Origin of the sequence: Neobacillus sp. C211, from assembly GCF_051842875.1 — a bacterium.
Taxonomy (GTDB): domain Bacteria; phylum Bacillota; class Bacilli; order Bacillales; family Cytobacillaceae; genus Neobacillus.
The window spans coordinates 1-20,770 of sequence record NZ_JBPXRO010000028.1 but is presented as its reverse complement, the minus strand read 5'-3'; the positions used below and the strand labels follow the sequence as shown (position 1 = coordinate 20,770).

Here is a 20,770-nt window from a genome sequence, read left to right as displayed (position 1 = left end):
TAATATTGATTGATTAATCAACATCTGTTTATAATTATAAAAAGATTCTTATTACGTTCAATGGTTAAAATAACGCAATTCGTTGATTACTCAACAAATCAATTATAATTGTTGATTATCTTTAGAAAGATTGGTGAATGAAAATGGCTAGAATAGATAGAAGAATAGCTAAAAGCCAAATAGCTATAAAAAATGCTGTTATTGAACTGATGTCTGAAAAAAGTTTTGACGACATTACCATTCAGGATATTGCTGACAGAGCAGATGTTAATCGAGGAACAATCTATCTTCATTACACGGATAAATATGATCTACTGGATAAAATGATAGAAGAACATATAAACAATCTCCGAGAACTTTGCCAATCAGCAGCTGAAATGACGTTTCAAGAAGGAAATTATGTCTGGTTCGACTACTTTGAGCATAATTACTTATTCTTTTCTACCATGTTAGCGAGTAAAGGTGCTCCTTATTTTCGTAGTCGGTTTCTTGATTTAGTCATTGAAGAATATAAGGGTGAAGTGGATATAAAAGAAGGAAAAAATCACGGGTTAAATGAAGAGGTTATTCTTCAATTTTTTGGCTCAGCGATCGTTGGGGCAGTTGAATGGTGGTTCAAGAATGGAATGCCTTTGCCAGCTCGTGTCATGGCCGAACAAACGGGGGCTTTGTTAGATAGGAATTTTGAATAATTACTCAAGGTTCCAAAAGAATCAAAAAGCCTGAGTCCCTAACTATACAGGACTCAGGTTGCATAATTGGCTTTTTTAAAATTGGTGATTATCTTTATGCTTTTAATAATTACTTAACTTTGGATTAAACACGTTCTCTACATAAGCCTTTGCACCCGCTTCTATCTCTTCATTGGAAGCCACCATTGCCGCCATCGTAATCCTGCCACCAAAAATACAACCCCTTTAAACAATAAAATACTGCCCCAAAGGTGTTAAATGGGACAGTTGATCACTTTAAATTAATTATTAATTTCTTTTACGACTTTTGCCGGTACTCCTGCAACAACGGTATTTTTCGGGACATCCTTAGTGACAACTGCTCCTGCCGCAACAACTGAATTTTCACCAATCGTTACACCTGGTAGTATTGTTGCGTTTGACCCAATCCATACGTTCTTGCCAATTATCACTGGAGAGGAGTATGTTATGTTTCTTGTTTCTATGGATAACCCATGATTAAGTGTAGCAATCGTGACATTCATACCGATCATTGAACCGTCTCCTATACTAATACCACCTCTATCTTGAAATGAACAACCTATGTTAAAAAACACGTTTTTTCCAATAGTGATATTTTTACCGAAATCTGTATAAAATGGCGGAAAACACATAAAAGAAGAATCAACTTTGGTACCTGTCAGTTCACTAAATATCTCTACTATTTCTTCTCTTGAATGATAGGTAGTATTCAATACCATAGTTATCCTTTGGGCTTCATAACTACATTGTTTTAATAGCCCATGTAATTCTTTATCCTCACCTGAAATTGGATTGCCCTTCTTACAAAAATCTATAAAATCCCTCATGTCCATTTTTTAAAACACCTATCCTTATTTGCTACTACTCTAATTATATTGGTTGTTTTGTTGGGCGAATAATCATATCACAAACAGATACTCTGTCAGGTGTATCAATTACGTAAGCAACTGCTTGCGCAAAATCTTCTGCTACGGGGTTTTCCTTCTTACTTGTGCAAGTGCTTCACCTAATAATTCTTCATTTTGTTACATAATTCATCCATAAACCCAGCATCGTCCAGTTTTTCTATGTCCTTTAAGAAGAAATTTACTGAAGCCAATAATAGTGACGTAAGAAAACCGCCTCTACAGAAGCGGTTTATTTTCCAAAGAGTCATTATTGTTGTGCATCATTTTTAACATTGTTGTTAGCTATGAATTGAGCATCATTTTCAGTAGCAAACTCACTATTCACGTTGCTTAAAATTTGTTCATTGTTATTATGTTTGTCGGTGTGATTTTGGACAAATTTTGCGAAATTTACATTGTTAGGAGAAAAGTTTTTCTCTTGGCTCATGTGAGGCCTCCTTAGTATTAGAATGATGGACATAACGAGTTGATTAAGCACATAAAAATAGAGAAACTTTACATGGTTGATATGTCTATGACGAAACGATAGCGTACATTACTACGTAGAATACGCTCATATGCTTCATTTATTTGTTCAGCACGGATGATTTCGATCATAGGAGCAATACCGTGTTTAGCAGCAAAATCTAGCATCTCCTGTGTTTCACGAATTCCACCTACAAGTGATCCAGCAATGCTACGACGACCCATGATTAAAGAAAAAACATGATACTTATCAGCCTCAGCTGGAGCACCGACATTTACAAGAGTTCCATCTACCCGAAGCATAGATAAATACGCATCAACATCTAGATTTGCGGAAACTGTGTTTAATATTAGGTCAAATCGACCAGCCAACTCTTTGAATGTAGCAGGATCGCTGGTTGCATAATAATGATCCGCACCCAGCTTTATTGCCTCATCTTTCTTTTTCATACTTTGGCTCAATGCAGTTACTTCGGCACCCAAGGCATGTGCAAACTGAACCGCTACGTGTCCAAGGCCTCCTACACCCACAATGGCAACTTTTTTACCTGAACCTGTGTTCCAGTGTTTCAAGGGTGAGTATGTAGTGATACCTGCACACAATAACGGAGCTGCTACATCCAAACCTAATGCATCTGGAATACGGACAACAAAATCTTCCTTCACAACGATTTTTTGGCTATATCCACCGTAAGTTGGATTACCATCATAATCTAATGAATTATATGTGCCGATAACACCTTTCGTACAAAATTGCTCTTCACCGCTCTGGCAGTATTCGCATTCTCCGCACGAATCAACAAAACAACCAACACCAACATGGTCCCCAACAGCAAATTTTATAACTTTTGGTCCCACTGCTGCCACAACTCCTGCAATTTCATGACCAGGAACCATTGGAAATATTCCACCGCCCCATTCATCATAGGCACTGTGAATATCTGAATGACAAATACCACTAAATTTAATATCAATTAAGATGTCGTCAGGTCTTAATTCTCTCCGCTCTATGGTAGTGCGTTCGAAAGGTGCTTTTGCTTTTGGAGCACTAAGAACACCCGTCGTAATTGTGTTTTTTTGATTATTAGACATAAAAGACAACACAATCCTTTCTTGCTATCACCGAATAATTCGATTAACAATAATAGATTTACCCTTTTCCTGTTCCCTATACACAATTATAACTACATACTTTTATAGGATTTTTTCATTTTTAGACTAAATAAATCCAATTATCCATTATCTTTACTAATTTTGTTTCTCCAACAATGTTAAAAGTAGAGTTAATATCAATTGCAAATTATGGTTTCGCCGAACCACACTTCACAAAATCATTTGCTCAGTATTGTTACCAATCGATTCGTTTTCCATCTCTGAAGAATCCCCCGTTTGGTCCTTCTGGTCCAATTGTCGCTAACCACAGGATAGACTCAGCTGCTTGCTTAGGAGCTCTTGGAGCAGATGGTCCACCCATATCTGAGCTCACCCATCCCGGATCGACTGCATTTATTTTGATATCACCATTGATTTCTGCTGCTACCAATCGTGTCAATCCATTTAGGGCAAATTTAGACAACTTATAAGCGCCTACTCCTTGATAAGACATCTCGCTCATCGCCCCATATTCTGAAGAAACATTAATGATTCTCCCATAGCCTTGTTTTTCCATGAGGGGAATAAAGGAACGGACACAATAGTAAGCACCGAAGAAATTGGTTGTCATTGTTCTCTCCAGAACGGAAGGGTCCATTGCCACTAACTTTTTATTTTCCTCCAGATACACGCCAGCATTATTAATCAATACGTCTAATCTTCCATACCGCTCATTTACTGTAATTGCAGCTTGATGGATGCTTTCTTGATTATCTACATCCATCACCACAAACGAAACGTCCAGATTTGATTCCTTAAGTCTTTGCGCAGCTTCATGACCCATTTCTGGGTCACGACTTGCCAAAATGACCTTAAAACCATACAACGCCAATTGTTTAACCAGCTCATATCCAATACCTCGATTCCCGCCGGTGACCAGTGCAACTTGTTTATCGTGTGACATTTAATTCCTCCCGTTCTCGTTATCCGATAGAGTGGCATCTAAAAATCCTAATAGGGATACTCCTTATTTTGAAAGTTGTTGTGTAGGAGTAAACATGTAGTTTCTAAGTAAAATAGTTACCAAACTTAGTATCAATGATAGGAATCCCACGAATACGACGTATTGTGTACCCATATCCGATATAATTAACCCGCCTACAGCTGCACCAAATGTTGTTCCTAAATTAACGGATGTTAAAAATAAGCCATTTGCGAAATCAGGAGCTTCGGGAGCTGAAGACGTAATCCAATATTGGTTAATATTGCCCCCTATTCCAGCTAAAATTCCCCAAATTAAAGTAATGATAGCCATTGGTACGGTAAATTGTCCAAAAAAGAATAATAGGATGTAAACAACTCCCAATGCAAAAGGAAATGTCACTACAGATTTGATCGCATTTTTAGTAAGTAACTTCCCTGCGACAATGCTTCCAATAATATTGGCTCCGCCGTATACGAATAATATTAGACTAATAGTATTGGAAGACATATTCGTAACAGTTTTCAGATAATCTGCAAGATAACTATAAACTCCAAATACGGCTGAGTTTAATAAAATGACAGACACAATCGAAAGCCAAGTAATAGATTTTTTTAATACCGAAATTTGTGCTCAGAAAGAAAGTCTTTCCTTAACAGGCATAGAGGGTACAAATAGTAAGGTAGCAACGAATGCCAACATATTTACAATAGCAAAGAACACCATCGCCATTTGTAAAAAAGTTGCACTAGCAATAAAACTTGCGATTGGTACACCGACTACCATACCGGCAGATACTCCTATAAATACTTTGGAAACAGCTTTTGGAGCATCTTCTTTACTTACTGAGGCAGCCGCTACTGTAAATGCCAACGAACAATAAATGGGATGAAAAAAGGCTGGAATAATCCGAGCCATTAATAGAATGGTAAAGTTAGATGTAACTATGGATACAATATTTCCCAAAACGAAAACACCTAGTACCAGTAACATGACCTTCTTCCGATTGATCCCTGAAAACAATAAAGGCATCGTTGGACCAGATACTGCAACAACAAGGGCAAAAAAACTCACAAGCCATCCTGCTTTTGCTATACTGACATGAAAGTGATCAGAAATGGAAGGCAATATCCCAATAACCCCCATTTCTGTATTTAAGATGCCGAAGACTCCGATGGTTAATATAAATGTGAGTAAATTATTTTGTTTTTGCAAGAAAATTCCTCCAACTCTCTTCCTTTAATCGACTTTTTCAATATGAACTGTGAAATCACCATTAATTTTTTCAAAGTTTTCTTTTCCAGATTCAATCTTACCTAGTATAATAAGATCATTTGTGGCATCAGCTAAACCATTATAAAAAATAGCTAAATTTCCCCAAGGAGAATAATAAGCAAAGTCTCCTTTTTTTGGTTGGTTTCCGGATTGCACATGATCTGCCAATAATCTTTTTTGTAACACACTAATTTTCTCTTTACCTACATAATCTTCTAATGTTATCGTTAACGGCAATTGAGCTAAAAAATCTCTACTTGCTGAATTATCATACATATTCACCATTACTTCCTCATTGTTAAATGTCAATTTGACTTTAACATCTTCCATAATAACTAAACCTCCATTATCAATTGTTGAATCCTTATTATTCTGTTTGTTCTGCACATCGATTTTAACTATTTGTTCACCACTTGAATTTTTATTTGGAGTAACATTATCATTGTTTTCACTCCCATTATTACTACTTCCGCAAGCTGTAAGAAACGTTGAAATCCCCAATATAGACAAAAGTGTGAATTTAAACCCTTTTCCCACCATTTCTCCTCCTCATTAATCCGTACCAATGCTTTGAATATAACATGAAGAATAATCAAAAATCTTGAAGTCATTATAAATGCTCCTACCTGAACCTATGCCTAAAAAACCGGTCCAAAAATATTTGATATCCTTCACTTTAAGGCTATTTTAGATTTTCTGTTCTGTGTTTCCTGCTTTTGAATAAATTTCAAAGCATAATGTGTCCCACAAACATAGATTCCCATAATAGATAAGTAGTCAATTAAAAAAGTGATAATAGAATTATCATTCGACCAACTACCAAATGGATTATAAATCATTAGCTTTGAACCCATTTCTCTTTCGAAGGAAGCATGCACCCCATAGGCAACAATTAACACCGCCAAAATACGCAACCCAATGGTGCGAATACGGCTAGTACAGGTAATTCCCTTCATCCTCCGCACTGAATTGATAATCATCCCCCAGGAAAATCCTACATGTACTGCCATGATGATAAATCCCCAATAGGCAGTCTGAACATGTAATTGCCGTAGGGTCATGTCGTTTTTTATAGGAATATAGGGAAATAAATCACTTGAAATTAGCACAGCACTAATCATCATCATCGCCATAGTTACTAGAAAAAGTAGATTGATTGCTATTTGTAAAATGCGCCTTAAATTATGCGTTCCCTTTAAAATCAGCTTATACCAACGTCCATTTAAAAAATTATGGACGATAAATAATATAAGTACCACAACACCAACGAATTCATGAATTGTATTTCCAGTAATATAGTAAGCCATTGCTATCAACATGAGAACTGTCATAACAACGTCATTTACTAGCTTGAATAACATCTTGCGATTCAAAGCATTCACCTCTTCTATTTCCTATTTATCACTAGATTATGTCCCATTGTGTGAATCTAAAAATCTTTTAACAGCAACACAACCATTAGCTATCATATTGCTGTAAATACATCTTCAACAGAACATCCTGAATTTTTTTCGCATTTTCCTCTTCATCTATTAAATTACTATCTTCGTTATTTACATCCTTAGAATTCTTCATATGAGCAGTTACCTTCCAGTGATCTGTAGGGATTTCTGCGATTAGGGATTCTAAATTGCTGTTCTTCGAGCTTGTAACTTCCCCTAAATCAAACTCTTTCATTTGATCTAACGAATTTATATATTGATCCCTTTCCTGATTTGCGTGGCAGGAAAAGCAACGTCCAATATTATCTTCAGCCACTTCTCTGTTTGGGGTAAAATGCTGGTATTCCCATTCCCCATTTCGTTCTTCCGGCGAATATTGGGAACCCCAGCCGGTACGCTTTTCCATCACTAAATAGTGTTCTATCTTTCCATCCTTATATCCAACGAGAGTGATAATGGTGCCGCTCGGAAGCTCCTTTCCGTTCTGCACTGCTTCAATTGCTTCCTTCCTATTTATATAGATGTCTTCATGAATATCTCCTCGATCGTAAGTGGCAAACACGATCCCCTTTTCAAGGTCTTTAGGGAATTTAACAAGATTAGCCCCAGAGCCAATCTCTGCGTATTCCCCAGACTTAGCCACAGAGGAATTTTCTTCTTCTTGAGAAATGACCTTTATTTCAGTATCATTGTCGTTGCAAGCAGTAAGGATGAGGGTTAGAAGCAATGCAAATGAATTAATTAATCGTTTTTTCATACCGTTTTCCTCCTCCAAGTTTCGTTTTAATGTCTTGTAAATTCATTGTGACTGGGACTCTATCTGACTACTAATCCAAGTTGAACATCTTTGTCTTAAGATGGTAGTTAACTTGTTTCGTTAGACGAATAATGATTTCACTTAACGCAATGTAAACTTGCACTATATTTTTGATTATTAAAGATACTTCCCAACGAACCCGGTTGACTTTCGTCTGAAAGCTTATGCATCCTCGTAAGAAAGGGATATAGAAAGGTCCCGATAGGCATTGATTTGACTAAGAAGCTCTGCAACTTTCTGCTCTGCACCAGCGATAGCATCTGCACCAGCGATCCAGCGAGAAGGTGGTTCTTCCTGACTTACGATGTTGATTAGAGCCTTTGCAAGCTTGACTGGATCGCCTTCCTGATTTCCATTTTTTTCTTTCCAGAAAGCCTGGTATTGTGCATTACGCTCGGAGTAGTCATCGATAGATGGCTCAGCAAGGAATGTTGATTCTGGCTCTAAAAGTTCGGTACGGAAAAAGCCTGGTTCTACAATGGTGGTTTTTATTCCGTATGGAGCTACATCCTGATGTAACGACTCCATAAAACCTTCAAGACCGAACTTCGAAGCACAGTAAGCGGCATTGTATTCAAATCCAGCTAACCCCGCTAGAGAAGAGATTGAAATGATATGTCCGGAACGAGCCTTACGCATCACAGGCAATACGGCGCGGGTGACGTTCATTGGACCATAGAGATTGGTATTAATTTGTCGTTCAATCTGCTGTGGGGTCAGCTCCTCGAAGAATCCGCCATAGAAGTTGCCTGCGTTCCTGAATTGTTTTTGATTTTATTTTTATAGAAAGACCTATTAATCCACTTGTTGTGTCGGACGGATGATGATTTCACTAACCGCAACCGACGCTACTCAAATTCCAATTGATGCACCCATAATTACAACAACTTTATCTTTTATAGTAGACACACTAAACACCATCTTTTCTACTATTGTTAATACTATTTATTCTAGCTACGGTCCTTTGATATAGCCAATACTTATATCTCATATCATGATATGCTTAATGAGTATTTCATGACGTATATACTAAAACATTATAAAGGAGAATTGTTAGATGGAATTTAGAGTTTTGCGCTATTTTCTAGTTGTGCAGAGAAGGAAGCGTTACGGGTGCCGCTGTTTTTTTCATGTTACACACCCAACCTTGTCAAGACAATTAAACCGTGTTTCCATCAAGTAAAGAGGCACACCAGTGTAGGCATGCCCCCTAATTTTTTATTACTAGGAATACTCGTTATTCATTCCCCATCGTGCTGATGTCGATCACAAATCGATACCGGACATCTGAAGCTAGTTCGCGCTCCCAGGCTTCATCAGGGATGATAAATCAATAATTACTAGAAAACTGTTATAGATTGTCGAATGAATACCTTATCTAGAAAGTTGTTTTGTAGGAGTATACATGTAGTTTCTTAACATAATAAATGCCAAACTTAATACCAACGATAATAAACCCACTATTACGACGTATTGTGTACCTAATTCTGAAATAAATAATCCACCTACAGCTGTACCAATTGTTGTTCCTAAGTTAACGGACGATAAAAATAATCCATTGGCGAAATCAGGAGCTTCTGGAGCTGCCGACGTAATCCAATATTGATTAATATTAGTTCCTATACCAGCCAATATTCCCCAAACTAAAGTAATGATTGCCATAGGTAAAGTAAATTGTCCTAATAAGAATAAAAGGATGTAAACGGCTCCCAATGCAAAAGGAAAGGATACTACAGATTTGATGGCATCTTTAGTAAGTAACTTCCCTGCCACGATGTTTCCAATAATATTTGCCCCCCCGAATATGACTAACATTAAACTAATTAATTTCCCAGAGGTATTTGTAACAGTTTTAAGATACTCAGCAAGATAACTATACACCCCAAATACTGCTGAATTTAGTGAAATGACAGCAACAATGGAAAGCCAAGTAATTGGTTTTTTTAATACGCTTACCTGTTCTCCGTAAGAAAGTCTTTCTTTAACAGGCATAGAAGGGAAAATTACTAATATAGCAATAAATACTATAGCGTTCACGATAGCAAAAAATGACATTGATATTTGAAACGAAACTGTACTAGCAAGAAAACTTGCGATTGGTACACCAAGTACCATACCCGCAGATACTCCAATAAAAACTTTTGAAACAGCTTTTGGAGATTCTTCCTTCCGAACTGAGTTAGCGGCCATAGTAAAAGCTGCTGAAAAATAAATGGGATGAAAAATGGCCGGAATTACACGCGCAATTATTGCAATGGCATAGTTAGATGTAAATATAGCGACAATGTTTCCTAGAACGAAAATACCAAGTACAAGTAACATTGCCTTCTTGCGATTTATCCCCGAAAATAATAACGGCATAGTTGGACCAGATATTGAAACAGTAAGTGCGAAGAGGCTCACCAGCCACCCGGCCTTAGATACACTGATATGAAAGTGATCGGCAATGTAGGGTAATATCCCTATAACCCCCATTTCTGTATTTATGATGCCGAAAGCCCCTATGGTTAATATAAATATGAGGAAATTATTTTGTTTTTGCACAGAGTTCCTCCAACCCTCTTCCTTTAATCGACTTTTTCAATATGAACTGTTAAATCACCATGAATATTTTCAAAGTTTTCTTTTCCTGATTCAATCTTACCTAATATAATAAGATCATTTGTGGCATCCCCGAATCATTTTGTTCATTGTTACATTTATTAGATAACTTGTTTCGTTGGACGAATCAGGATTTCGCTTACCGAAACAGTCTCAGGTGTGCTAATCGCATAAGCTACTGCGTCTGCGATATCGCTTGATTTCAAAGAAAGACCCTCTCCTGTACCCATAAGATTCTTTACCCATTCTCGATCTTCAGGAGTATTAATTGTTGTATAAAGTTCAGTACTTACAGCACCTGGTGAAACTATAGTTGAACGAATATTATTTTCTCTTTCTTCCTGGCGCAATCCCTCCATAATCGCTCTAACTGCAAACTTAGTCCCACAGTATACAGCAGACCCTGGATAAACAATATGTCCAGCTACGGAATCAGTTGCAATAATATGACCGGATTGTTGTTTTTTCATAAAAGGTAAAACCGCCGCAATCCCATTTAATACACCCATGATATTGATGTCTAACATTTGACGCCATTCATCAAAACGTTTTTCTGAAAGTGGAGCAGTTGGCATGACTCCAGCATTGTTGTAGAGTACATCTACACGACCATATTTTTCAACTGCCAAATATACAACAGCTTGTACTTCCTCTTTATTCGTTACATCTGCAACTGCATATGAAATTTCAGCATTTGGCAATGATTCAACAAGTGCTTTCAAGCGATCTTCACGACGAGCCGCAATGACTAATTTTGCTCCTTCTTGTGCAAGCTTCTTGGTAGTTGCTTCACCAATCCCACTTGATGCACCCATAATAATAACAACTTTATCTTGAATATTAGACATAATTAATAACTCCCTTTCTTATTAGTATTGAAAACAATTCTTGTTGTATAATGGCCAACATTGACTTCACTTAATTAAAGTTTGGAATTCTATTCAGACAAAAAGGTGTGAATCCCGACAAGATATGCAGGATTCACACATCGGTTTCACGCAAAGCTCTCTGCGATCTTCCAACACAAGCCTTATTTTTTCTTCAGATGTTCTGTGAAGAAGGACTCGAGCTTGTTAAAAGGGATTAAATTCACCCGGTCGTACAGATCCACATGACCTGCGCTAGGAACAATGTAGAGTTCCTTCGGTTCGGCCGCCAGTTTGTAGGCGTCTTCGCTGAATTCTCTGGAATGTGCGTTTTCACCCGTAATGAAAAGCATGGGACGAGGAGAAATCGTCTCTATGTCTGCGAACGGGTAAAAATTCATGAATTTGACGTTACTAGTAAGCGTCGGGTGTGTCGTGAGTTCAGGTGACGAGCCCATGGGAGTGAATTCACCTCTTGTAGTGCGGTAGAAGTCATAAAACTCACGCTGGATGGGGTCAGTGTTTTCATTTAGTTCATGTACTGTCCCACCGGTGTATTTGGTTTTACCGCCTGTGAACTCCACATAGCGTTGCTCCGCTGCCTCTTCGAGAATCTTCTTTCTCTGCTCGAGAGTCTGCGAGTGTTTAAGCCCGTTACGGTTGGCGGCACCCATGTCGTACATACTGACTGTCGCAATGGCTTTCATGCGCGGGTCGATCTTGGCTGCGCTGATGGCAAAGCTCCCGCTGCCACAAATCCCGAGAACACCAATCCGATCCCTGTCAACAAACGGCCGGGTGCCTAGGAAATCCACCCCAGCACTGAAATCCTCGGCGTAGATATCCGGCGAAACAGCGTTGCGAGGCTGACCCTCACTCTCTCCCCAGAAAGACAAATCAAAGGACAAAGTAACGAATCCCTGTTCAGCCATTTTCTGGGCATACAAATTCGCACTTTGTTCTTTTACTGCGCCCATAGGATGCCCGACAATGATCGCGGGATTTTTCGTGTTCTTCTTCAAACCTTTGGGAATAAAAAGATTCCCTACAACATTCATGTTGTATTGATTTTTAAACTCAACTTTCTTCATAGTTACCTTGTTGCTCTTGTAAAAGTTGTCTGCTCCATTGGACATGTCCGGCGTGTATGCAGCGTCAACGCCGGTCGTAGATGCAACGATGGTCGCGGATAAAAGCAAGCCCAGTACTACCACTGTGAGTACACGCGTGATAATAGATTTTTTTTTCATTTTAAAGTAACACCCTTTCACATCCGGATAATTAAAGGATTTTCTTCTGTGGTATAAGCCATCATAGTAACTCCTTTGTATTTATTCTAGCGTACCCCTTGTATATAGCAATTACTTATATCTTATATCAAGATATGCTTGATGGGCATATCTGAAACGTATATACTAAACCATTATAAAGGAGGAGTGTTATATGGAATTTAGAGTTTTGCGCTATTTTCTTACTGTTGCAAGAGAAGGAAGCATGACGGCTGCTGCTGAATTTTTGCATGTTACACAGCCAACCTTGTCAAGACAATTAAAAGACCTTGAACAAGAGTTAGGGAAAAAATTATTTATTCGCAGTAGTCACAGTATTTTTCTTACAGATGAAGGAATGCTTCTGCGAAAAAGAGCAGAAGAAATCATAGATATGGTCAATAAATTAGAGACAGAGTTTAGTTCCATGGAAGAAACAATAAGTGGTGATGTCTTCATAGGTGGTGGGGAAACAGATGCTATGCGACAGATTGCACGGGTAGTAAAAGATTTACAGTTAAGTTACCCCAATATCAGGTATCACCTTTACAGCGGAAACGAAGACGATGTGACCGAAAGGCTTGATAAGGGATTGCTTGACTTTGGTATTTTAATTCAACCAGCTGATTTATCAAAATACAATTATTTCAATATACCTGGTAAAGATGTTTGGGGCGTTGTTATGAGGAAAGACAGTCCTCTTGCCTACAAAGATTCCATTCAAGCAGTGGATTTATTAAATGTTCCGCTGATCTGTTCACGACAGGCAATGAAACAGACATTTTCCAAAAATGAATTTGCGGATTGGTTTGGTGAAGATTTTGATAAATTAAACGTCGTGACTACCTACAATCTTGCCTATAATGCTGCCATTATGGTTGATGAGGGCATTGGTTATGCAATAACTCTTGATAAAATAGTGAATACGTCTAGTAATAGTAACCTTTGCTTTAGACCGCTAGAGCCAAGACTTGAATCTGGCTTAAATATTGTTTGGAAAAAGCATCAAGTTTTTTCCGCTGCTGCTGATATGTTTTTAAAAGTAATTCAGTCGAAATTTTCAAATACCTTAAATTGACGAAAGCCTCCACTTCTGTTTGGTCCGTAAAATCCATTTTCAAAAAATAAGAGAGTAGTATGAATACACTTTGAAGCAACATATATAAAAGGATGTCCAAAAAGCTAGGCTTTTTGGACATCCCTCGAAACTAACATTAGAATTTATCATTTAACTCAAATTGTGCTGGTGTCAATCACAAATCGATACTTCACATCTGAAGCTAATACGCGTTCGTATGCTTCGTCAATTAGGTCGGCTGAAATTACTTCAATCTTAGGAACAATGTTATGTTCTGCGCAGAAATCTAACATCTCCTGAGTTTCACGGATGCCTCCAATCATTGATCCTGCAAATGATCGGCGATGGCCGATAAGTGAGAATACGTTAACTGACAACGGCTCCGCCGGTGCACCGACATTGACCAGTGTACCATCCAGCGTTAGCAGTGAGAAATAAGCATTAATGTCAATTTTTGCACTTACAGTGTTAATAATTAAGTCAAACGATCCGGCAAGTTTCTCGAATGTTTCTGGGTCGTTTGTGGCATAGTAGTTGTCAGCGCCGAATTCCAAGCCATCATCCTTTTTCTTTAATGATTGTGATAGAACGGTTACCTCGGCGCCCATGGCATGTGCAATTTTAACAGCCATATGCCCAAGACCTCCCATTCCAACAACCGCTACTTTCTTACCTGGTCCAGCTTCCCAATGATTTAGTGGAGAATATGTTGTAATACCTGCGCAAAGTAATGGTGCTGCCGCGTCAAGCTCAATGCTATCAGGTATTCTGACTACGAAATCCTCAGTTACGACAATGTGGGTAGAATAACCACCTTGAGTTGGCTCGCCGTATTTGTCAACACCAGCGTAGGTGGGTACATTTCCATTGAGACAGTATTGTTCTTCTCCTTTACGGCAATTTTCACATTCGCCACAGGAGTCAACCATACATCCGACCCCTACCCGGTCACCGAGCTTGTACTTTGTGACCTCTGCTCCTACAGCTGTGACAATACCCGCAATCTCGTGCCCAGGTACGAGTGGATAGTTCACGGGACCCCATTCGCCATGAGCAGTATGGATGTCAGAATGGCATATGCCTGCATATTTAATTTCAATCAGAACATCATGCAAATCAAGGTCTCGTCTTTTAATTTCAGCAGCTCGAAACGGTTTGTCTGGACCGTCTACAGCTCGCGCTTTAGCAGTTATCATAAAAAAACCTCCAATAATTTATATTTTTCAAGAGAATGGCTTGTAACTGATAGAAATAATGAACTAAGGTTAAAATTGCCCTTTATTCTCTTCTATCCTTACTTTTTTCTCTTGCAAAACCATATTAATCCTTATAGTTAACTCTAGGTCAAGAGATTAGTTTAGATTATTTTTGAAGATCCCCTGACCACAATGGTTTCAAACCAACTGTCAATAGGCCTATAACTTCTATATTCTTTTATTACTAAGTATTTCTCCATAAAACAAAGAAAAGTTATAATTTCCTGTAAGGTGACTTTGACATTATGAAAATACCATGATAAAATCTCCTCATTCATAGAGTTAACTCGAAGTCTATATCATTAAGAATAGGAGAAAAATGATGAAGACATATTCAATAAGCGAAGTTGCAAAAGAATTAAATCTAACAGTTTATACCTTACGTTACTACGACAAGGAGGGTCTAATTCCTTTTGTAGAACGGACACCCAGCGGAATACGAGTGTTTAAAGAATCCGATATCGAAGCTTTAAAAGTAATTGAATGTCTGAAAGCAACCGGGATGCCTATTAAGGAAATTAAAACTTTCATTGATTGGTGTTCTGATGGGAATTCTACGTTGCAACAAAGATATGACATGTTTTTAGACCGAAAAGCTCATGTTGAAGCACAGATGGATGAACTAAAAAAAACAATGGAAGTTATCGAGCATAAATGCTTATATTACAAGACTGCATTAGATGCCGGAACGGAAGATATTCATAAAAATGCTAAAATAGGAATCTCCATTTCAAATTAACAGAAAGTCACCTGTATATATATAGAAAAATTTATAATGCCATGATTTAATTAAAGAATGGAGAACTTTTTAATTTGAGTCTTTTGTTTGACTTGAACTTAACTTTAACTCTTATTGTGAAGGGCCTTTTCCTAAAGGCCCTTCTTTCACACGTAACTTAGAATTATTAATAGCAACAGAATGCATGCAATCGTTAAATTTGCAATTTGTTGATTATTGAACAAATCAATCCATATTGTTTAATATCTTAAGAAAAGTATAGAGACCTACCATTTACCAAATGGATAAAAATAACAAATAAGGCCAACGCTTTGAATTACACAAAGCATTGACCTATAAGGCTTTTTACCTTTAAAAATGATGCATTAAATCCGTTCCGCTGTTACTTCTTTTACTTATCTATTTAACTGTTTCACTTTTACAGGCTTGTTTTCCTTGCTTACTTTGATGATTTCACCGATAATACTAATGGCAATTTCTGCTGTTGTTTCCGAGCCCATTTCCAAACCGATTGGGGAATGGACCTGATCTAACTGTTCTTGCGTGACCCCTTCAATTTTTAACTTTTCAAATATGTGTATGACCTTGCGTTTGCTGGCAACCATCCCAACATAGGCAATCGGAAATTGTAGTGCTGTCTTTAAGACCATATCATCAGCATCTTTTGTAACTATCACCACATATGACTTTTCATTTAGGTTGGCTGCCAGTAAGGCCTCTCCAATATCTTCGTTCACAAAAAGGTTCGTCGCATTCGGAAAGCGTTCCTTCGTACAATAGCCCACGCGATCATCGACAATGCAATAAGGATATTCAAGGGAATCAGCAAGCTTTGATAACGCATAGGCTAAATGACCGGCTCCAGCCAGAACGAGTTCAGGCCTGCTGGTATAGACCTCAATAAACACCCTCAACGTTCCCCCACAACTCATTTGAATTCCATCTTTTGCATGTCTATTTAATTTGTATTCAACGATTTTCGATTTACCCATTTGGAGCGCCTTTACACTCTCTTCGATGATATAGTGTTCAGCTAAGCCCCCTCCGACAGTGCCTTCAATCGTACCATCACGGTAAACAATCATTTTTCCAACATGCCTGGGAGTCGAGCCCTTTGATTCAATGATCATGGCTAGTGCAAAGGTATCGTTTTGACGGTTCAGCATGGCCACTTTTTCCATCAGAAGCATGAATAGCTCTCCCCTTTCTTAAACATTGGCTGTGTTAGTAATTATTGTTGATTTTCTAACCCTGTTGATTGGAGCGGAAGGCACGAGACTCCTGCGGGACTAGCAGGTCAGGGTGAGACCCCACAGGCGCGAATGCGCCGAGGAGGATCAGCGACCGCCCGCGGAAAGCGAAGTGCCTGGAGCGGAAATCAACAGGATAGTTTAACATGCCTAAACATTAATTCGCTTGATATTGCTTCATGCTAAGGAAATAACGTAAAAGGTTTAACGCAACGGTTTTTCTGTAAGTCGCCGTGGAGCGCTGATCGTCGATTGGTCGAATGATTTTATCAAAGGCTGCTACAACCTGAGCGATGTCTGCATTCGCTAATGGTATGGTTTTTCCAACCAGCTTCCTTTCAATATCAATGGAACGAACCATTGTAGGTCCGACTGCCCCGAAGGCAAAGCGCACATCTTCGATTCGAGCATCATTGATCCGGATATATCCTGCAAACCCTACTTTGGCAATGGCATCTGCGTTGCGGTTGCCGACTTTCTCAAAAACGACATGTGCACCATCTGCTAATACGGACGGCAATATAATTTCAGCCAATATCTCATTTTGATAACGCTGCACCCTTCGTGGACCTTGAATAAAATCGCTAATCGCAACCATTCGATCACCATTTACGGAGCGCAACAAAAGCTTTGCATTGTAAACATATAATAAAGGAAGTGTGTCACCGGCTGGAGAGGCGTTGCAAATATTCCCACCTAATGTCCCTCTGTTTCTTATTGCCGGGGCCGCAATGGTTTTAATGGCGTTCTTTAATGGTACCGGGATTAACGGATGTTTAAGTAATTCACTATAGGTACAGCAAGCCCCGATGTGGAGATCCTTCTGATTTTGATACACCCTCTTTAATTCGGAAAGATGATCAATAAAAACAAGCGGTTTTGGGAGTTTCAGAGGTACTCCCCTTCCACTATTGTGAAGAACCATGACATCGGTGCCGCCAGCCATGATTGTACACTCTTCTCTATTCAATTGGCTCAACGTTTGGTCTAGGCGATCGAAGCGATACGTAGTTGTTATTTTCTCTACCATATGCCATCACCTTTTTTAGCTGCCTCATTGATCGCATCAACTATCATATTGTAGCCCGTACATCGGCACAGATTTCCAGAAATACCTTCACGGATTTCAGCCTCTGACGGATGAGGATTTTTCGATAACAAAGCTGCGCTTGCCATAATCATCCCCGGAATACAATAACCGCATTGCACTCCCCCTGCTAAGCTATAGCTCTCATCTAAAATCTTAAATTGTTCCGTTTCAAGTATACCTTCTATCGTTTGAATATCGGCACCAGTAATCGAGCCAATGGGAATAAGGCAGCTGTTTTGCAGGAGGTTATTCACAAAAACACTGCATGCTCCGCACTCGCCTTCACCACAGCCTTCCTTTGTTCCGATTAACTCAAACTCATCTCTTAATAAATCTAGTAATCTTGCTGTAGCAGGGGCGTCTGTTTCTACGGGTCTTCCATTTAGTGTGAATTTAATCAACCTCTTCACCTTCTTTCATCCACAGACTTTCAATAATGACTTCCGGTGTTATCGGAATTTGCTGAAAAGAAGTTTGCAGTGCATCCTCGATCGCAGCCTGGACTGCTGGAGCGCCGCCGATTAACGTCAATTCACCTGCGCCCTTTGCCCCGTATGGACCGTCAGCATAAGGGTTATCAAAGACTTTACTTTCGATTGGAACAACGTCCAATGAAGTCGGCGGTCCATAATCCGAAATGCTTTTTTGTTGGATCTTGCCTTGCTTTGACGTCATCTTTTCTAAATATCCGTACGCTAATCCTTGAGCCAAACCACCGTCAATTTGGCCTTTCATAATCCGTTCATCGATGACCTTCCCTACTTCATAATTGCCGTATACTTTTTCTAACTTTACATTTCCTGTTAAGATATCCACTTCCAACTCAACGAAATTCACACCCCAGGAATAAGCCGGGTAAGCATCTCCCGTGAAGGTCAACTCGTTCCAAGGGATCATTTCACGGTGAACATAATGCTCCACTACTTCCTGTTCCACCCCTGATTGCCACTTATCCTTAAGGTTTTTTGCGGCCCGTTCCAGCAATTTTCCGACAATCATCGTCGTCCTGGAGGCGACGGTCGGACCAGAGTCTGGAACCTCTTTTGTATCAGGATAAGGGTACAAAACATCTTCATACGGGAGGTTTAGTTCTTTGGCGACAATTTTACACATCGTTGTTAAAATGCCTTGTCCCATATCAGAATTTGAGATTTTTAGCGATACTTGGTCGTTCTTTGATTTAACCAGCTTCACCGTTGCTTTAATATGGTCCCTTTCGCCACTGCCTGTAAATCCACAGCCGTGGAGGAACAGCGAAGTTCCGATGCCTTTTTTATAACGCTGATTTTGTTGATTGAAACGCTGAAACTCCTCTTTCTTCTTTTTGTATTCCGACGTGTTGAGCAGGTCCTCAATCATCTCTTGCATTAATATGGGGTCGCGGAATATACCTTTGGTGATGGTGGGGTCTCCTTGTTTAACGAGGTATTTTCGCTTATATTCAAGCGGGTCGAAGTTTGCTAGTTTACTAAGATGGCCCATATGACTTTCGATTCCGGCAAAGCTTTGTGGAGCACCAAAGCCTCTGAAGGCGCCATTCGGAACGGTATTGGTTTTTAAGACATAGCCTTTTGCATGAAAATGCGGAATTTTATAAACGCCGGCACTGTTTATTAAGGCGCGCTGCAGCACGACAGAACTCAAACCCACATTCGCTCCGCCATCGAGATAGATTTCAACACACAGGCTCAAAATATTTCCTTCCTTATCAAGGGCCGTTCGATAGTTGAGTTTGGCCGGATGCCTTTTTGTGGTAACCACCATATCCTCCGAACGGTCGAACACAAGCATCACCGACTTTTTGACTGCTTTTGCTGCAACAGCTACGTGACACGCCATCATCGAGGGAAAGTCTTCTTTGCCGCCAAAACCTCCGCCAGTAGGGCTTTGAACCACTCTTACATCATCGTCAGCACAGGCTAATGCGCTTAGCAAGGCATTTTTTATATAATAAAGACATTGCATTGATCCCTGGACTTCAATTTCATCCTTCTTATAAATTGCGAGCATTCCTTGTGGCTCAAGGTAGACATGCTCCTGATAACCCGTATCATATTCTTCTTCGATGATTTGATGGGCTTTCTGCTCGATCGCCGAAATGATCTCTAAGCTTTCTCCAAATTCATAGCTAGCCATATTGACCCCGGCTACAGATTTTTGTTTGATCGCTTCGTCCAATGTATAGATAGGCGGATGTTCTTCAAATTCAATCTCTACTTCATTTAACAAACGGTACAAGATATTCAGGTCTTCTCCTATGAGCATCAGAATTGGCTCACCAATATAATTGACCCACTCATTGGCAAAAATGGGCTGATCTTCTTTGATAATTTTGACATAATTCGGACCAGGGATATCCTCTGCTCCAACCGCTTCATATCCTTCCGGAAGGTTTGGTAATTGGATGGAGATGATTTTTCCATATGCAATCTGAGACCGAACCAAAACACCATAAACCATATTTTCCACTTTTACGTCACTAATATAGGGCAGCTGGCCCGATACTTTTCCTGTATGATCCTTTTTGGGCACTGAGGTACTTATGTCTTTGAGACTCATTGCACAACACCCTTCGACTCATTTTTTATAGCGGACACATTATAAATAGAGAAACCTCTTCTTTCGATTTTATAAATGTGAAAGATATTTTATGATTAATTTCTTTCAAGAATATCGTTGTTTTTAATTATATTTTTATTTCGGGCAGCTTTACCTATTTATGTTAGAATTTTTGACAAAGTATTTTCATTTAACTTGCTTGTTCTTTTCCGTTTCAATTAGTCAAGGTAGATTTAAACCACTAATTAAAAAAAGCCAAAATATACAAGTTGTGTATGATAACTTGTATATTTTAGGCTTTTTAATCTTGTTCCTTATTATGTTAAAGCTACCCATTACTGAACAACAGAAAAAAAGGCTCTACTCCTT

General features: G+C 39.0%; 18 protein-coding genes and 2 pseudogenes. 3 read left to right on the top strand and 17 right to left on the bottom strand.

The features are described 5' to 3' along the window. Positions 1-143 precede the first annotated feature (143 nt). Positions 144-692, top strand: a complete 549-nt coding sequence (locus ACSU6B_RS22110) for a TetR/AcrR family transcriptional regulator (protein ID WP_410888448.1) — start codon at positions 144-146, stop codon at positions 690-692. 281 nt (positions 693-973) lie between these two features. Here ACSU6B_RS22110 and ACSU6B_RS22105 read toward each other — a convergent pair whose 3' ends face one another. The 12 genes and pseudogenes from ACSU6B_RS22105 to ACSU6B_RS22050 form a co-directional block, all read right to left on the bottom strand. Beyond that, positions 974-1,546, bottom strand: coding sequence for a sugar O-acetyltransferase (locus ACSU6B_RS22105; protein ID WP_410888447.1), 573 nt, complete (start codon positions 1,544-1,546; stop codon positions 974-976). 322 nt (positions 1,547-1,868) lie between these two features. Continuing rightward, complete coding sequence (locus tag ACSU6B_RS22100) at positions 1,869-2,048, bottom strand: hypothetical protein (RefSeq protein ID WP_410888446.1); 180 nt, start codon at positions 2,046-2,048, stop codon at positions 1,869-1,871. 68 nt (positions 2,049-2,116) lie between these two features. Beyond that, positions 2,117-3,178, bottom strand: coding sequence for an NAD(P)-dependent alcohol dehydrogenase (locus tag ACSU6B_RS22095; RefSeq protein WP_410888445.1), 1,062 nt, complete (start codon positions 3,176-3,178; stop codon positions 2,117-2,119). Positions 3,179-3,434: 256 nt separating this feature from the next. Then, positions 3,435-4,142, bottom strand: a complete 708-nt coding sequence (locus tag ACSU6B_RS22090; protein WP_410888444.1) for an SDR family oxidoreductase — start codon at positions 4,140-4,142, stop codon at positions 3,435-3,437. Between the two features lie 63 nt (positions 4,143-4,205). Continuing rightward, positions 4,206-5,375, bottom strand: a pseudogene (locus tag ACSU6B_RS22085) (MFS transporter). A gap of 24 nt (positions 5,376-5,399) precedes the next feature. After that, the gene (locus ACSU6B_RS22080; protein ID WP_410888443.1) at positions 5,400-5,975 is read right to left on the bottom strand and encodes a cyclophilin-like fold protein; all 576 of its coding nucleotides are present in this window, start codon (positions 5,973-5,975) and stop codon (positions 5,400-5,402) included. A 131-nt stretch (positions 5,976-6,106) separates the two neighbouring features. Next, complete coding sequence (locus ACSU6B_RS22075; RefSeq protein WP_410888442.1) at positions 6,107-6,808, bottom strand: DUF4405 domain-containing protein; 702 nt, start codon at positions 6,806-6,808, stop codon at positions 6,107-6,109. A gap of 85 nt (positions 6,809-6,893) precedes the next feature. Continuing rightward, positions 6,894-7,634 (bottom strand): cytochrome P460 family protein, encoded by a 741-nt coding sequence (locus tag ACSU6B_RS22070; protein ID WP_410888441.1) that lies wholly within the window; start codon positions 7,632-7,634, stop codon positions 6,894-6,896. A 222-nt stretch (positions 7,635-7,856) separates the two neighbouring features. Further along, positions 7,857-8,441, bottom strand: a pseudogene (locus ACSU6B_RS22065) (SDR family NAD(P)-dependent oxidoreductase); the annotation flags it as partial. A gap of 627 nt (positions 8,442-9,068) precedes the next feature. Further along, positions 9,069-10,238: an MFS transporter gene (locus tag ACSU6B_RS22060; protein ID WP_410888440.1), complete on the bottom strand. Its 1,170-nt coding sequence runs from the start codon at positions 10,236-10,238 to the stop codon at positions 9,069-9,071. Positions 10,239-10,396: 158 nt separating this feature from the next. Next, a complete protein-coding gene (locus ACSU6B_RS22055; RefSeq protein WP_410888439.1) occupies positions 10,397-11,143 on the bottom strand; it encodes an SDR family oxidoreductase in 747 nt (248 codons plus the stop codon). Positions 11,144-11,325: 182 nt separating this feature from the next. Further along, positions 11,326-12,411, bottom strand: a complete 1,086-nt coding sequence (locus ACSU6B_RS22050; RefSeq protein WP_410888438.1) for an alpha/beta hydrolase — start codon at positions 12,409-12,411, stop codon at positions 11,326-11,328. 193 nt (positions 12,412-12,604) lie between these two features. Between ACSU6B_RS22050 and ACSU6B_RS22045 the strand changes: the two genes are divergently transcribed. Next, positions 12,605-13,507 carry a LysR family transcriptional regulator gene (locus ACSU6B_RS22045; protein WP_410888437.1) on the top strand — a complete coding sequence of 301 codons (903 nt, stop codon included), beginning with the start codon at positions 12,605-12,607 and terminating at the stop codon, positions 13,505-13,507. Between the two features lie 155 nt (positions 13,508-13,662). On the opposite strand, the gene ACSU6B_RS22040 is transcribed toward ACSU6B_RS22045, so the two are convergent. Then, complete coding sequence (locus ACSU6B_RS22040) at positions 13,663-14,703, bottom strand: NAD(P)-dependent alcohol dehydrogenase (protein ID WP_410888436.1); 1,041 nt, start codon at positions 14,701-14,703, stop codon at positions 13,663-13,665. A gap of 382 nt (positions 14,704-15,085) precedes the next feature. Here ACSU6B_RS22040 and ACSU6B_RS22035 point away from each other — a divergent pair, with 382 nt between their 5' ends. Then, complete coding sequence (locus ACSU6B_RS22035) at positions 15,086-15,502, top strand: MerR family transcriptional regulator (protein ID WP_410888489.1); 417 nt, start codon at positions 15,086-15,088, stop codon at positions 15,500-15,502. 395 nt (positions 15,503-15,897) lie between these two features. Here ACSU6B_RS22035 and ACSU6B_RS22030 read toward each other — a convergent pair whose 3' ends face one another. From ACSU6B_RS22030 to ACSU6B_RS22015, 4 genes are all read right to left on the bottom strand, one after another. Next, positions 15,898-16,692, bottom strand: a complete 795-nt coding sequence (locus ACSU6B_RS22030; RefSeq protein WP_410888435.1) for an XdhC family protein — start codon at positions 16,690-16,692, stop codon at positions 15,898-15,900. A 217-nt stretch (positions 16,693-16,909) separates the two neighbouring features. Continuing rightward, complete coding sequence (locus ACSU6B_RS22025) at positions 16,910-17,782, bottom strand: FAD binding domain-containing protein (RefSeq protein WP_410888434.1); 873 nt, start codon at positions 17,780-17,782, stop codon at positions 16,910-16,912. Continuing rightward, on the bottom strand, positions 17,776-18,252 hold the full coding sequence (locus ACSU6B_RS22020; RefSeq protein ID WP_308162634.1) for a (2Fe-2S)-binding protein: 477 nt from the start codon (positions 18,250-18,252) through the stop codon (positions 17,776-17,778). The genes ACSU6B_RS22025 and ACSU6B_RS22020 overlap by 7 nt, the downstream gene beginning before the upstream one ends. Continuing rightward, entirely contained in the window at positions 18,236-20,401 is a 2,166-nt protein-coding gene (locus ACSU6B_RS22015) for a xanthine dehydrogenase family protein molybdopterin-binding subunit (protein ID WP_410888433.1), read from the bottom strand. The genes ACSU6B_RS22020 and ACSU6B_RS22015 overlap by 17 nt, the downstream gene beginning before the upstream one ends. Between the last annotated feature and the right edge of the window lie 369 nt (positions 20,402-20,770).

Bases quoted from the DNA above. Each gene is read 5' to 3' on its own strand.
- ACSU6B_RS22110 (WP_410888448.1), top strand. From the start codon at position 144: ATGGCTAGAATAGATAGAAGAATAGCTAAAAGCCAAATAGCTATAAAA.
- ACSU6B_RS22105 (WP_410888447.1), bottom strand. From the start codon at position 1,546: ATGGACATGAGGGATTTTATAGATTTTTGTAAGAAGGGCAATCCAATT.
- ACSU6B_RS22100 (WP_410888446.1), bottom strand. From the start codon at position 2,048: ATGAGCCAAGAGAAAAACTTTTCTCCTAACAATGTAAATTTCGCAAAA.
- ACSU6B_RS22095 (WP_410888445.1), bottom strand. From the start codon at position 3,178: ATGTCTAATAATCAAAAAAACACAATTACGACGGGTGTTCTTAGTGCT.
- ACSU6B_RS22090 (WP_410888444.1), bottom strand. From the start codon at position 4,142: ATGTCACACGATAAACAAGTTGCACTGGTCACCGGCGGGAATCGAGGT.
- ACSU6B_RS22080 (WP_410888443.1), bottom strand. From the start codon at position 5,975: ATGGTGGGAAAAGGGTTTAAATTCACACTTTTGTCTATATTGGGGATT.
- ACSU6B_RS22070 (WP_410888441.1), bottom strand. From the start codon at position 7,634: ATGAAAAAACGATTAATTAATTCATTTGCATTGCTTCTAACCCTCATC.
- ACSU6B_RS22055 (WP_410888439.1), bottom strand. From the start codon at position 11,143: ATGTCTAATATTCAAGATAAAGTTGTTATTATTATGGGTGCATCAAGT.
- ACSU6B_RS22050 (WP_410888438.1), bottom strand. From the start codon at position 12,411: ATGAAAAAAAAATCTATTATCACGCGTGTACTCACAGTGGTAGTACTG.
- ACSU6B_RS22045 (WP_410888437.1), top strand. From the start codon at position 12,605: ATGGAATTTAGAGTTTTGCGCTATTTTCTTACTGTTGCAAGAGAAGGA.
- ACSU6B_RS22040 (WP_410888436.1), bottom strand. From the start codon at position 14,703: ATGATAACTGCTAAAGCGCGAGCTGTAGACGGTCCAGACAAACCGTTT.
- ACSU6B_RS22035 (WP_410888489.1), top strand. From the start codon at position 15,086: ATGAAGACATATTCAATAAGCGAAGTTGCAAAAGAATTAAATCTAACA.
- ACSU6B_RS22030 (WP_410888435.1), bottom strand. From the start codon at position 16,692: ATGCTTCTGATGGAAAAAGTGGCCATGCTGAACCGTCAAAACGATACC.
- ACSU6B_RS22025 (WP_410888434.1), bottom strand. From the start codon at position 17,782: ATGGTAGAGAAAATAACAACTACGTATCGCTTCGATCGCCTAGACCAA.
- ACSU6B_RS22015 (WP_410888433.1), bottom strand. From the start codon at position 20,401: ATGAGTCTCAAAGACATAAGTACCTCAGTGCCCAAAAAGGATCATACA.